Raw genomic sequence first — 12,981 nt, forward strand, 5'->3', positions numbered from 1 at the left:
GCGCTCAGCAGAATCTACTCGACCAGGCGCAGGCTGAAGGGAAGGGATGGTGGAACCAAACGGTGCGCGTGAGGGTCTCGGCGGGAACAGCCATGGCCAGTCGCTGACCGTCCAGCCAAGACTGAACGGCGGCTATTGCTGCGAAATACAAGTTTCGAACCCAAAGCGGAACGGACTGACATAGCGCAAAGACACAGGCGAGCGCAGCGGTAAGGTTGTTAGTTATCAGCATGGGACGGTAACTGTTGCAGACCACAAAATATCGCGAGGCCGGCCTGCCTTGGTACACTATCTATCCGACTGTGTCGGAGTTCTCTGGGGCGGTCGGCGCCGAGGCTTATGAGGAATGGCTCAGGAACCTGCCGGCTGACGATCCGGTGTCGCTCTATTTCCACGTTCCGTTCTGCCGATCAGCTTGCTGGTATTGTGGCTTCCCCACCACCATCACCCGCCATGATGCGCCGATCCTCAACTATCTGGCGGCGCTGCGTGACGAGATCCGTTTGGTCTCGGAGCGAGCGCCGCAGACGCTGCCCGTGAGCGACATGCATTTCGGCGGCGGAACGCCGTCTCTCATAGGACCAGCCGAGTTCCTCGCTCTGATGGAGTTCCTGCGACGCCGCTTCGCTCTCACGAAAACAGCTACCGTCGCCGTCGAGATCGATCCACGCACGTTCACGGCCGAGATGGCCGAGGCTTTAGGAGCAGCCGGCGTGAACCGTGTGAGTCTCGGCGTGCAGAGCTTCGATCCCATCGTTCAAAAAGCGATCAACCGGGTTCAGAGTGAGGCGCAGACGGCGGCTGCCGTCGAGATCCTGCGTCGGCACGGCGTGAGACGCGTCAACTTCGATCTCATCTTCGGTCTCCCGCATCAAACGGTGCAGTCCTGCGTCGAAACCGCGAGGGCGGCGGTCGCCATGCGCCCCGACCGGCTTGCGGTGTTCGGCTATGCGCACATCCCGTCGCTTATAAAGAATCAGTGCCTCATCGAGGAGGCAGTTCTTCCGGGCAGCGCTGCCCGCGCCGAACAGGGTGCGGCCGTGGCCGTGACGCTGACTGCCGCCGGCTACCGAGAGATCGGGCTCGACCATTTCGCCTTGCCGGACGACGAGCTCGCGCTCGCACAGAAAACCGGTCGCCTGCGGCGTAACTCGCTGGGCTACTCGGCCGACACCTGCAGAACCCTGATCGGTTTCGGCGCGTCGGCTATCGGTCGCGTCGGCGAGGGATACGTCCAAAACGAAGTTACACGGGATTCCTACATCCAGCACATCGCAGCTGGCCGTCTGGCGACGTCAAAGGGCTATCGCCTTACCGACGACGACCGCGTGCGCGCCGCAATTATCGAGCGACTAATGTGCGATCTCGAGGCCGATGTGCCGGCAATCTGTGCCGCCCACGGATCTGATCCGATCCGTCTTCTCGATTCAGCCGAAGGCTTGGCGATGCTGGCCGAGGACGGGATAGTGGACATCGAAAAGGGTTTTATCCGCGTAAGGCGGGAGCATCGCTTTGTTATTCGCGCTGTCGCTGCCGCATTCGATGCTTTTCTCGACCGGGTTGCCCCGTAAACACAGCCCACACCAGTGTGAGGGCATGGCGACGCCAAAGCGAAATTCGACGCCATGGCCGAAAACCTGTCATGAAGCGCCGCCATTGCGTGGCGCGGGTCGAGATGGGCCGCGCCGCGGAAAGGCAGGCCGCGGCGGAATTTGCCGGCGAGGTCAGACTCCAGGAGCGCAGTTTCGTCTTGTTTGACTCGCCCCGAGATGCGGCTGGCGAACCGGTTGGGCTCGCTCGCACCGCGCGGCGCGGCCACGACCAGCGTTCGCCCGCGTCATCTGCCCGGGGCATTGCCGCCTTCCATCAGTCGACGGTGTCGCGTCCAGCATCGACTGTTCGGCACGTTCACGCTTGCACCATGGCGCCAGCACGCCGCCGCCGAACCACGACGCATTGCCGCCAAGGGCTGTGCCTTGTCTCCCCAACGTCACGGCCGTGCCGGGCATGGTGAGCTCGGGATGAGGCCGGCGACGCCGGCGCCTGCCTCAGGCGAGCCTGAGAAAAACGGCCAGTGATCGAGTGACGGAAAGCATGGTTTCGTCATCGAGGTGGCCGAAGGGTTGTCGGAGCTTGTCGCGTTTCACCGACATGGCTTTGTCGATCATCACTTGCGACGGCTTGCGCAGCCCGTTCTCGGGCATCGGGCGCACCGTGGGCCGGATCAAAGGGGCATCCACCAGTGTTCCCGACAGCAGCAATACCGTCACCGTGCCGGTGTCCTCGAACTGATCGGCCTGTATGATGAGAGCAGGGCGGGGCTTCCCGAAGTCCCCCGGCATGGCGACGGTGACGAGATCACCCCGCCTCACGCATCGGCCTCGTCGTCCAGATCGGCAAGCGCCGCATCCATGAACGCTCCTAGATCGTGGTCAGCCTCGTCGGCCGCTGCGACCACGAGGGATTGACGGCGACATTCCTCCGCGAAGCCCGGTCTGCGCGTGTCCGGAACCCAGATTTGCACCGGGCGCAGTCCCGCCGCCCGCAGGGCATCCCTGCGCTTTTGAACCCTCTCGTTGATAGGGGTGGGCATGACGGCATCTCCACCGAAATTTGTTACATGTAACAGATAGGCAGAGAACCGCCATCCGTCAAGCAGTGTCGCAAAAGTCAGCCACGAAAGTGTGCGTTTCGCGACAGAGTTTTGCGACAGAAATTTCGTGAAAATTCGATATCGGCTCAGGATTCGCAAACTTAGCAATTTTTCGACAGAAGCTCAGGGTCGCAGGCGCGTGGGGGGCGGCTCAGTAGCATGACGGAGCGGATGCTTGCCGCGCCCAGTGATCGCATCAGCAACCGGCCAAGGCCGATGCCCATGCCGCCATGCGGCGGGCAGCCATGGCGGAAGAAGGCAAGATTGTCGCCGAGCCCCTCGAGCCCAGCTGCGTTCGCGGGCCTGTTCCACGAGGCGGTCATGGCGATGCCATCGCTGAGCTCCTATAGTAACCTCAAGGCCGCGCCAGAGGAGATCGAAGCCCCGCTTCAGGCCGGGACGATCGGGCCGGCGCATCTGGTAGAAGACCCGGGCGACGGCCGGATAGTCTGTGACAAACAGGAACTCGTGCCTGGTCTTTGCCATCATATGTTCGGCAAGCTGACGCTCGCCCTCGCTGTCGAGATCGCCCGGTTTGGTCACTGCGTGCCCGAGGCTCTGGAGCAGATCGCAGGCCTACTCGAAAGTAATCTAATCTTCGGAAAGGGGATCGTGGGCACCGCGACCTTCCCGCCGAAGAGCTGCCGGATCAGCTTCGCCATGTCTCACCGCGACAACTGACAGGGCATGCGACAGCCAGCGCTCCCCAAGCGCCATCAGCTCGTGATGGTCCTCGATCCAGGCGACTTCCATGTCGATCGAGGTGAACTCGGTGCGGCCGCCACCACCAGATCCAGGCCGAGCTGGAACGCGCTGGCCGAGCGCGAAGCGATACTGCCGGAAGCGGACGGCTGCTTCTGCAGCGAGCCGCCTGTTTAGGAGGCTCGACCGGTCAACCGTTGAGCGCGTCCTTCACGGCCTTGGCCGGAGTGAACGTGAGCTTCTTCGATGCGGCGATCTTGATTGTCGCGCCCGTCGCGGGATTGCGGCCCTCCCGTGCCGGGGTGTCTTTCACCTTGAACTTGCCGAATCCCGGCACGTTCGTCTCCGCGCCGCTCTTCGCCGCGTCAGCGATCTGCTCGAACACGCGCTCGACAATGGTCTTCACCTGCACCTTCGTTAGTCCCTGTTCGCCGGCGATCTTGTCTGCGATCTCGGTTGCTGTCGTCATGGCATAGCCTCTGTTTCGTGGGGATCTTTTTCCGGTATGACAATAAAGATTGCGGTGGGAAAGGGGCGACGGCGCTATCTTCCCCAGCAAAGTTACATGTCAGGTCTGCGTCAGATCAGGGCCGGAATGACCAAGGCCGTATTCGCCTCGTCAAGGATGGAGAAACTGTACCGGCCATGTGGGTCGAGATCGACCGAGTAGCTCAGGCGGTCACGTATGTGGTTGTCCTGGTCGAAAGTGACGATCCGCGGCTTCAGCGAGGTGATTTTCGTTTCGTCCAGGTAGATGGAGTTGCAGACAATGATCTGATCGCCGGGCTGGCAGGTGCGGGCGGCAGCACCATTGAGAACGCAGCATCGTGAGCCGCGCTCGCCGAGAATGACATAGGTTGAGATCCGCGCTCCGGAATTCTTGTTCCATATCTCCACGAATTCCAGCGGCAGGATTCCAGCCGCTTCGCAGTGCTCAGGGTCGAGCGTTATCGAACCATGGTAGTTGAGGTTCGCTTCGGTGACGTGGATGCCGTGCAGCTTGCCGGCGACTATTTTTCGCATTGGTCTGTTGTCCCCATCCATCATTCATCACGCGTCCTGCGCGCGGCCGGTTGCTCGGTTAAATTCCGACGACGAGCGCGCCGCCGCTGAGACCTGCACCTGCCGCCGCAAGGAGGATTTTCTCGCCAGGCCGAAACGGCTCCGTCTGATGGGCCAGCGACAGGGAGAGCGGGATGGTTGCGGCGGAAGAATTGCCGAAGTCGGCGATCGTCTTGACGATTGCATGATCTGCTATGCCGAGGTTTCGTCCGACGGCATCGAAAATGCGGGCATTGGCCTGATGCGGCACGAACCGATCGAGATCTTGCGGCTGCATTCTGGCTGCGGCGAGCGCGTCCTGAGAGCAGGCAGTCATCATATCCACGGCCCTGCTGAACACTTCACGGCCGTCGGTGATCGTCATCCGGATCTGTCCGAGGTCAAGGTCGCCATGGAACGGTGTGTTGCTTCCTCCCGCGGGGATCTGGATCAGCCCGTAGCGTGAGCCGTCGGAATCCACCGATGCACCGAGAATGCCTCGACCCGGGTCGTCGCACGGTCCAATCACCACAGCGCCGGCGGCATCGGCAAACAGGACGGCGCTGGCGCGCTCGGCCGGATTGATACGGCGGCTAAGGATGTTGGCGGCAATGACAAGGGCCGCTTTGCCATGCAGGCGGGTGAATCCGTCCGCGAACATTAGCGCATAGACGAAGCCGGCGCAGGCGCCGGTCAGGTCGACCGCTCCGGCTCGGCCGAGTCCGAGCCGATGTGCGATCAAGGGCGCGCTTGGCGGCAGAAGGTGATCGGGCGTCGAGGTGGCAAGCAACAGAAGACCGATGTCGCTCCGGTCGATGCCGGCGTTCGCCAGCGCCATGGCGCCGGCCTGCGCAGCAAGACCAGACAGCGTGTCATCGTCCGTTGCCCAGAAGCGCGACCGGATTCCAGTACGCCGCTCGATCCAGCCAGGTTCGAGCCCAAGATCGCTCTCGATCTCGGCATTCGCCACCTTTCGCCCAGGCGCATGATGGCCAAACCCGAGAACGCGCGACGACCCGCTCATGGCCTTGAACCGAAGCGTTCGCCGGCCTCCTCTATGGCGTCATGGAGCCGATCGAGCTCGTCGCCGGTGATGCAATAGGGCGGCAGGATATAAAGGACATTGCCGAGCGGGCGCACAAGCAGGTCGAGCTCGAGGAAAAATGCCCGCAGCTTAGGTCCGATCTCGGCCAGATAGCCGGCAGAGCCGGCGCGCAGGTCGAGAGCCAGGATCGTGCCGATCGCCCGGCTGTCGGTGAAGTTGGCATTGTCGCGAAAGCGCCGAAGCCCGGCGGCCTGCCTCGCGCCCAAGTTCGCAATGCGCTCGGCCACCGGCTCGTCGCGCCAGATCTCGACATTGGCGAGTGCGGCAGCGCAGGCAATCGGGTTGGCAGTGTAGGAACTCGAGTGGAAAAATGTCTTCTTCCGGTCCTCGGAATAATGAGCCTGGAAGATCGCATCGGTGGCAAGCGTTGCGGCCAGCGGGATGGTGCCGCCGGTCAAGCCTTTCGAGGTGCACAGGATATCTGGAGAAATCGATGCCTGCTCGCACGCGAACATAGTTCCGGTACGTCCCCAGCCTGTCATCACCTCGTCGGCGATCAGCAGCGTGCCGGAGGCCTCAGCGAGCTTCTTCAATTCGGTAAGAACCCAGGCCGGATACATCAGCATGCCGCCGGCGCCAAGCACCAGCGGCTCGACGATCAGCGCGGCGGCGCGCTGGTCGCGGCTGACGGCCTCGAAACGATCCAGTGTTTCCTGTTCGCGCCCGGCGGCAGGGAAGGGAATGGTGTCGACCTCGAACAGCAAAGGTTCGTAGGCGGCGTTGAACACACCGCGGGCACCGACGCTCATAGTGCCGATGGTGTCGCCATGATAGCTGTGCTCCATGACCACGATGCGCGAGCGCGGCGCGCCGATGTTGCGGAAATAACCGAGCGCCATCTTCAGCGCGACTTCGACGGAAGTCGAGCCGCTGTCGGAATAGAACACCCAGTCGAGACCGGCGGGAGTGAGGCCGACAAGCGCCCTGGCCAGGCGTTCGGCCGGCTCGTGCGTGAAGCCCGCGAAGATGATCTGGTCCAGGCTCGCCGCGGTCGTCTCGATAGCCTTCATGATGCGGGGATGGCGGTGGCCGTGGGTGACGACCCACCAGGAGGAAATGGCGTCCAGGATGCGCGCGCCGTCGGCCTTGTGGAGGTAGGCACCTTCCGTCCGGACGATTTCAGGGATCGCTGGCTCTAGTGCGTGCTGGGTGAAGGGATGCCACACACGGGAATGCGACATCATTCGCCTCCAGCTATCAGGCTGAGGTTGAACCCGGCAATCATCGCGTCCCTCAGCGTTTCGTTCGTCAGCGGATCGAGCAGTGGCAGCCTGCCGAGTTGCGGCACGTCGCCGAATTCCACGATCGTCCGTTGCGTATCGGTCATTTCATCGCCGATGAAGGCGATGCCAGCCAGCGGGATAGCGCGCGCCCGCAGGGCCTCGATCGACAGCAGGGTGTGATTGATTGTTCCGAGCGCGGTGCGGGCGCACAGAATGACCGGCAACTGCCATTGCTCGAATATGTCGATGAACCTTGTCCGGCGGTTCAGCGGCACCATCAGCCCGCCTGCGCCCTCGATAACGAGCGGCATCGGCAGGACCGGAAATGAAAGATCGGCAGCCTCGATCGAGACGCCGTCGATTTCGGCCGACCGATGCGGCGACAACGGGCTCTTCAAGCGGTAGGCTTCTGGCAGCACGCGCCCAGACGGCAGGCCGGCGAGCCGCGTAACGACCTCGCTGTCGGTCTCGCCGTCGAGGCCCGATTGCACCGGCTTCCAGTAGAAGCCGTCGAGCAGGCCGGAGAGCCCGGCCGAAAATACTGTCTTGCCAATTCCGGTGTCTGTTCCGGTGATGACGATGCGCTTGGTCATGTCGCCTAAGGTCATGTCTGGGCCAACACCTCGACGAGCGCCTCGACCATGGCGGAAATGGCGGCTTCGTCGACGTTGAGCGTCAGCGAAATGCGCAAGCGCGATGTGCCCTCGCGCACGGTCGGCGGACGAATGCCGCGTATGTCGAAGCCGCGGGCCTGCAGTGCCGCCGCCACCGCCATTGCGCGGCTGACGTCGCCGATGATGAATGGTTGGATCTGGGAGCCGCTGGGGGTCACGCCGCAACACTCGGCCAATTGGCGGCTCGCAAAGGCAATACGCTCATGCAGCTGAACACGGCGCATGGGCTCGTCGGAGAGTATGGCGAGTGCTTCGCGCGCCGCGACTGCCATCAGCGGCGATGGCGCAGTAGCGTAGATGAATGGCCGGCAACGGTTGACGAGATAGTCGCATAGTGTTCCCGGCCCGGTCACGAGCGCGCCGGAAGCGCCGAGCGCCTTGCCGCATGTATGGAGCGCTATGATGTTGTCCCGGCCCTCGAAAGCGGCGGCCAGCCCCCGGCCATCCTGTCCCCAGACACCGGTGGCATGCGCCTCGTCGACGACGAGGAACGCCTGGTGCCGATCGGCAAGCGCGACTAGGCTCTCGATCGGCGCGCAGTCGCCATCCATGCTGTAGAGGCTTTCGATCGCGATCCAGGCGCGCCCCATGCCGCCTTCGGCGCGCCAGCTTGTGATGGCATCCTCGACAGCGTTGGCGTCGTTGTGCGCGGCCAGCTTGAACTCGGCACGTCCGGCCCGCGCCCCCTCATGCATGCTGGCATGAGCGAGTTCATCGAGGACCAGCAGGTCGCCCTTCTGCGGCAGTGCGGTCAAGAGAGCGAAGTTGGCGATGTAGCCGCTGCCGAAGAACAGCGCGCGTTCGGCGCCGAAGAACGCCGCCGCGTCCGCCTCCAGCGCCTCGTGTTCCGGCGCATTGCCGCGCAACAGCCGCGACCCGGTGGCGCCAACCGGCGTGCCTCGCGCAATCGCCGCCGCAACCGCTTCGCCAAGTCTCCTGGAGGCGGCAAGCCCGAGATAGTCGTTCGACGAGAAGTCGAGCCCGGCGCGCGGTTTCAGCGTCCGCAGCCGGTCTTTGCGCGCCAGTCCCTGCAAGGTCGCCTCATAGCGGGCAAGCAGTGCCCCGTTCATTGCGCCTCGAGTTCCATCGGCTCGATGCCGAGACGCCGGAACAGCAGACTATCCTTGTCCTCGCCGGGATTGTCGGCGGTCAGCAGCGTGTCGCCGACGAAGATTGAGTTGGCGCCGGCAAAAAAGCACAGCGCCTGCATCTCGTCGGTCATGGCCGTGCGGCCGGCGGACAGACGGATATCCGATTTCGGCATCATGATGCGCGCCAGCGCGATCACGCGCACGAATTCGATCGGCTCGATCGGCCTGGCTTCGGCAAGCGGGGTGCCGGCGATCGCCATCAGCATGTTGATCGGAACGCTTTCGGGATGGTTCGGCAGATTGGCCAGCGTCACCAGCATATCGATCCGGTCGATTGCCTCTTCGCCCATGCCGACAATGCCGCCGCAGCAGACCTTGATGCCGGATTGGCGGACATGTTCGAGCGTATCGAGCCGGTCGGCAAAGCTGCGCGTGCTGATGATCTCGCTGTAGTAGCGTTCTGACGTATCGATATTGTGGTTGTAGTAGTCGAGACCAGCCTGCTTCAGACGAGCGGCTTGCTCCAGATCGAGCATGCCGAGCGTCATGCAGGTCTCCATGCCCAACGCCTTGACGCCCTCGACCATCGCCACCACCGCGTCCATGTCGCGCGCCTTGGGATTTCGCCAGGCCGCGCCCATGCAGTAGCGGGTAGCGCCGGCATCTCGCGCCTTGGTCGCCTCGGCGATGACGCGCCGGACCTCCATCAGCTTCGACGCCTTCAGGCCGGTTTCGTGATGTGCCGACTGGCTGCAATAGCCGCAATCCTCCGGGCACCCGCCCGTCTTTATGCTCAGAAGCCGGCTGAGCTGGACCTTGTTGGGATCGAAATTCTGGCGGTGCACGGTTTGCGCGAGGAAGAGGAGATTGTTGAAGGGGGCATCGTGAAGTGCCTGAGCCTTCTCCAGGGTCCACGCTCCAGGGTCAGGGGATTGAGGCTGTGGCGATATCTGCGTTGAACTGGCTGTTTGCATGTCCATGCTGTTCCTCCGGTTCTGCCTTGCGGGGTCTTTGCTGTCTGACTGACGATCGGAAAGGACAGTTGACCCGATCCTGTTCGTTCCTCAGACAATCATGAGCCCCGATAGTCGAGGCCGATATCCAGGATCGGCGCGCTGTGGGTCAGTCGGCCGACCGAAATCAGATCAACGCCGGTCGCGGCAATCGCTCGCGCTGTGTCGGATGTGATCCCGCCAGAAGCCTCGGTGATAGCACGGCCGCCAACGATTGCGACGGCGCGGCGAAGATCGGCGAGGGACATGTTGTCGAGCAGAACCGCATCGGGAGCGAAGCCAAGTACCTCCTCCAACTGGCCCAGAGTATCGACCTCGACTTCGATCTTGACGAAATGACCGGCCCCTCTTCGTGCTCGCTCGAGCGCCGGGCGAACGCCGCCTGCGATGGCGATGTGGTTGTCCTTGATCAGAATTGCGTCGTCGAGGCCGAAGCGGTGATTGGATCCGCCACCTGCCCGCACGGCATACTTTTCGACTGCCCGCAATCCGGGCGTCGTCTTGCGGGTGCAGACGATCTTCGCGCCATGTCCACGAACCGCAGCGACGATCGATGCCGTTGCTGTAGCGATGCCGCTCAGATGGCACAAAAAATTGAGTGCCGTCCGTTCGGCTGTGAGAATGGCCCGGGCAGGGCCAACCACTGATGCAATGACCTCTCCATCCATGACATTGCAGCCGTCTGCCCGCTCCACCGAGATTTCGACATCAGGATCAATCAAGCGGAAAGCGAGCATCGCCAGATCGAGGCCGGCGACAACTCCGGACTGGCGCGCCGCCAGCACGGTTCCCGTTTGGTGTTCCTTCGGGACGATGGCCTCCGTGGTCAAGTCGCCGGCTCTGCCAAGGTCTTCAAGAAGAGCTGCCCTTACAAGCGGCTCAAGCATGACCGTGGGAAGCGGTGAGAGCTTCATCACTTTGCCCCTTCGAGGCTTGGGGAGTGTCCGAGTTCCCGCGCAGCGGCCAAGGCGGCTTCGAGGGTGATTTCGGACCGTCGGGCGACAGTCGCATGATGAGGAAAGTCTGTCCGGTAATGAGCGCCGCGGCTTTCTTCGCGCAACAGGGCGGCAACCGCGATCATCAGCCCGACAGCCGCCGGATCCGAGGCCGCCTCCTTGCTTTCGGCGAGCGGCAACAAGGCACGTGCGGCTGCTTTCAAACCTTCACCATCCCGGACGATGCCGAGTGCGCGCGACAGGAAAACACGCACGGGTATCGGACCGGGCGATGGGTAAACGTCCGCAAACGCAGGCTTTGTTCTTCGAGCAGGCGTTCCGGCGACACTTTCAGCGACCCAGCGCGCGCACACGACGGCCTCGGTCAAGGAATTGCTGGCGAGCCTGTTGGCGCCATGCAGTCCTGTCGAAGCGACTTCGCCGCAGGCCCACAGCCCCTTGACGGAGGTCCTACCGGAGCCGTCCACGGCGACGCCACCCATGTGGTAGTGTTGGGCCGGACGAATGGGGATGAGATCGCGCGCGGGATTGATGCCCGCTCCACGACAGGCTGATGCGATTGTCGGGAAGCGTCGAGCAAATTCCGGGCCAGGCCGTTGCCGCGCGTCGAGAAAAACACGGTGGCCGTTCGCAAGATGGTTCCAGACGGCGCGCGCCAAGACATCGCGAGGCGCAAGTTCCGCCCCTGGCACGCTCTGGAGAAAAGCCTGGCCGGTTTCATCGATCAGGGCAGCACCTTCGCCGCGGACAGCCTCGCTGACCAGCGCCATAGGGCGTTCCGGGCCGTCAAGCGCGGTCGGGTGGAACTGGATGAACTCGAGGTCGGCAAGGACAGCTCCAGCGCGGGCCGCAAGCGCCAGGCCCTGTCCGCAACTGCCCCAAGGATTGGTGGTGTCGAGAAACAGTCCCCCGATCCCACCGGTGGCGAGGACGACCCGCCGTGAGCCGAAGAAGAAAGGTCCGATCGAACAGCTCGCCCAGACGCCTCGGATCGCATTCTCTCGCACCGCCAGCCGGCGCGCTTCCACGCCCTCCACTACAACAATCGACGGAGTGGAACGCACAGCCGCGATCAGGGCACGCATGATCTCACGTCCGGTGCCGTCACCATGCGCATGAACGATGCGACGTCGGCTGTGTGCGGCCTCCAATCCGAGGCACAGTGATCCTTTCGGCGTGCGGTCGAAGGGAACCCCAAGGCCCGCAAGCCCCTCGATGGCCGTGGGCGCGGCTCGGAGGATGCGGGTCGCCACGTCTGTGTCGCAAAGACCATCCCCGGCGGCAAGCGTATCGGCCAGGTGCAGTGCCGGATCGTCGTCTTCGCCGAAACTTGCAGCCAGACCACCCTGTGCCCAGGTGCTCGAAGTGTCAGCTCCCAGCAGCGTCCTGGACAGAAGAAGCACCGGCTCCGGCGCCAGTTGAAGCGCGGTCATCAGTCCGGCGATGCCGCCGCCGACGATGATGGGCCGCCCGAAGAAGCTGCGGACATCGGCGCTCAAATTGCCAGCATCCGTTCGACCGCAAGCCGCGCGCGCTTGGCGATCCCGGGTTCGATGGTTACGACATGGTGGTTCTGCTCGAGCGCAGTGCGGATGTTGGCAAGCGTGATCCGCTTCATGTGCGGGCACAAATTGCAGGGCCGGATGAACTCGACCTCTGGATGCGCTAACGCGACGTTGTCGCTCATCGAGCATTCCGTCATCAGCACGACACGTGGCGGCTTTTGCCTTTCGACATAGTCGGACATGGCAGCGGTCGAGCCGGAAAAATCTGCTTCAGCCACGACGTCGGGCGGGCATTCGGGATGCGCGAGCACGACCACGCCGGGATGGCTTTCGCGCAACTCGCGGATGTCGGCCGGTGTAAATCGCTCATGCACCTCGCAATGCCCTTTCCAGGCGATGATCTGCACATCGGTCTGGGCGGCGATATTCTGGGCCAGATATTCGTCCGGCAACATGATCACCTGGGGAACGCCAAGGGATTGGACGACCGCCTTGGCGTTGCCGGATGTACAGCAGATATCCGACTCGGCTTTCACTTCGGCCGACGTATTGACATAAGTGATGATCGGCACGCCGGGATAGCGCTGGCGCATCAAGCGCACGTCTTCTGCCGTGATCGATTCCGCCAACGAACAGCCTGCCCGCAGGTCGGGAATGAGCACCGTCTTTTGCGGATTGAGCAGCTTGGCCGTTTCGGCCATGAAATGGACGCCCGCCAGCACGATGACTTGCGCCTCGATCGTCGCAGCCGTGCGGGCCAGTGCCAAGCTGTCGCCGACGATGTCGGCCACGCAATGGAAGATCTCGGGCGTCTGATAGTTATGCGCCAGGATGATGGCGTTGCGCTCGCGCTTCAGTGCAAGGATCGCCTCGATATCCTCGACGAAAGCCGGCCATTCGATCGGCGGGATCACTCGTCGGACGCGCTCATAGAGAAACGCGGCCGTCGGCAGCATGGCGCTCATCGACCCCTCCAGCTTATACTCTAGTTGAAAATAACCAGCATATACTTGCTGTG

15 protein-coding genes and 1 pseudogene are annotated in these 12,981 nt (G+C 63.0%); 2 read left to right on the forward strand and 14 right to left on the reverse strand.

The window, feature by feature from the left end; genetic code table 11:
- Window positions 1–245 precede the first annotated feature (245 nt).
- Window positions 246–1,571 carry an oxygen-independent coproporphyrinogen III oxidase gene (gene hemN, locus X738_RS65795; RefSeq protein ID WP_023800911.1) on the forward strand — a complete coding sequence of 442 codons (1,326 nt, stop codon included), beginning with the start codon at window positions 246–248 and terminating at the stop codon, window positions 1,569–1,571.
- 477 nt (window positions 1,572–2,048) lie between these two features.
- Here the strand turns inward: hemN and X738_RS65800 are convergent, their stop codons facing one another.
- From X738_RS65800 to X738_RS89120, 4 genes and pseudogenes are all read right to left on the reverse strand, one after another.
- Window positions 2,049–2,372, reverse strand: a complete 324-nt coding sequence (locus tag X738_RS65800; protein WP_023800912.1) for a type II toxin-antitoxin system PemK/MazF family toxin — start codon at window positions 2,370–2,372, stop codon at window positions 2,049–2,051.
- Window positions 2,369–2,593: an antitoxin MazE family protein gene (locus X738_RS65805; RefSeq protein ID WP_023800913.1), complete on the reverse strand. Its 225-nt coding sequence runs from the start codon at window positions 2,591–2,593 to the stop codon at window positions 2,369–2,371. The genes X738_RS65800 and X738_RS65805 overlap by 4 nt, the downstream gene beginning before the upstream one ends.
- A 161-nt stretch (window positions 2,594–2,754) precedes the next feature.
- A complete protein-coding gene (locus X738_RS86190) occupies window positions 2,755–2,976 on the reverse strand; it encodes an amino acid--tRNA ligase-related protein (RefSeq protein ID WP_023800914.1) in 222 nt (73 codons plus the stop codon).
- Between the two features lie 28 nt (window positions 2,977–3,004).
- Window positions 3,005–3,142, reverse strand: a pseudogene (locus tag X738_RS89120) (amino acid--tRNA ligase-related protein); the annotation flags it as partial.
- Window positions 3,143–3,340: 198 nt separating this feature from the next.
- Here X738_RS89120 and X738_RS81000 point away from each other — a divergent pair.
- Complete coding sequence (locus X738_RS81000; RefSeq protein ID WP_023800916.1) at window positions 3,341–3,532, forward strand: hypothetical protein; 192 nt, start codon at window positions 3,341–3,343, stop codon at window positions 3,530–3,532.
- Window positions 3,533–3,545: 13 nt separating this feature from the next.
- Here the strand turns inward: X738_RS81000 and X738_RS65815 are convergent, their stop codons facing one another.
- The 10 genes from X738_RS65815 to nadA form a co-directional block, all read right to left on the reverse strand.
- Complete coding sequence (locus tag X738_RS65815) at window positions 3,546–3,824, reverse strand: HU family DNA-binding protein (protein WP_023800917.1); 279 nt, start codon at window positions 3,822–3,824, stop codon at window positions 3,546–3,548.
- Window positions 3,825–3,934: 110 nt separating this feature from the next.
- The gene (gene panD, locus X738_RS65820; RefSeq protein ID WP_023800918.1) at window positions 3,935–4,378 is read right to left on the reverse strand and encodes an aspartate 1-decarboxylase; all 444 of its coding nucleotides are present in this window, start codon (window positions 4,376–4,378) and stop codon (window positions 3,935–3,937) included.
- Window positions 4,379–4,436: 58 nt separating this feature from the next.
- A complete protein-coding gene (locus X738_RS65825) occupies window positions 4,437–5,420 on the reverse strand; it encodes a beta-ketoacyl-ACP synthase III (protein ID WP_023800919.1) in 984 nt (327 codons plus the stop codon).
- Complete coding sequence (locus X738_RS65830) at window positions 5,417–6,682, reverse strand: adenosylmethionine--8-amino-7-oxononanoate transaminase (RefSeq protein WP_023800920.1); 1,266 nt, start codon at window positions 6,680–6,682, stop codon at window positions 5,417–5,419. The genes X738_RS65825 and X738_RS65830 overlap by 4 nt, the downstream gene beginning before the upstream one ends.
- Window positions 6,682–7,317, reverse strand: a complete 636-nt coding sequence (gene bioD / locus X738_RS65835) for a dethiobiotin synthase (RefSeq protein ID WP_031255596.1) — start codon at window positions 7,315–7,317, stop codon at window positions 6,682–6,684. The genes X738_RS65830 and bioD overlap by 1 nt, the downstream gene beginning before the upstream one ends.
- Before the next feature lie 11 nt (window positions 7,318–7,328).
- Window positions 7,329–8,468 (reverse strand): 8-amino-7-oxononanoate synthase, encoded by a 1,140-nt coding sequence (locus tag X738_RS65840; protein ID WP_023800922.1) that lies wholly within the window; start codon window positions 8,466–8,468, stop codon window positions 7,329–7,331.
- Window positions 8,465–9,463 (reverse strand): biotin synthase BioB, encoded by a 999-nt coding sequence (gene bioB / locus X738_RS65845; protein ID WP_051407876.1) that lies wholly within the window; start codon window positions 9,461–9,463, stop codon window positions 8,465–8,467. The genes X738_RS65840 and bioB overlap by 4 nt, the downstream gene beginning before the upstream one ends.
- 98 nt (window positions 9,464–9,561) lie before the next feature.
- A complete protein-coding gene (gene nadC / locus X738_RS65850) occupies window positions 9,562–10,416 on the reverse strand; it encodes a carboxylating nicotinate-nucleotide diphosphorylase (protein WP_023800924.1) in 855 nt (284 codons plus the stop codon).
- A complete protein-coding gene (locus X738_RS65855; RefSeq protein ID WP_023800925.1) occupies window positions 10,416–11,957 on the reverse strand; it encodes an L-aspartate oxidase in 1,542 nt (513 codons plus the stop codon). Before X738_RS65855 ends, nadC begins: the two co-directional genes overlap by 1 nt.
- Complete coding sequence (gene nadA, locus X738_RS65860; RefSeq protein ID WP_023800926.1) at window positions 11,954–12,928, reverse strand: quinolinate synthase NadA; 975 nt, start codon at window positions 12,926–12,928, stop codon at window positions 11,954–11,956. The genes X738_RS65855 and nadA overlap by 4 nt, the downstream gene beginning before the upstream one ends.
- Window positions 12,929–12,981: the final 53 nt, after the last annotated feature.

Origin of the sequence: Mesorhizobium sp. L48C026A00 (assembly GCF_000502375.1) — a bacterium.
Taxonomy (GTDB): Bacteria; Pseudomonadota; Alphaproteobacteria; order Rhizobiales; family Rhizobiaceae; genus Mesorhizobium; species Mesorhizobium muleiense.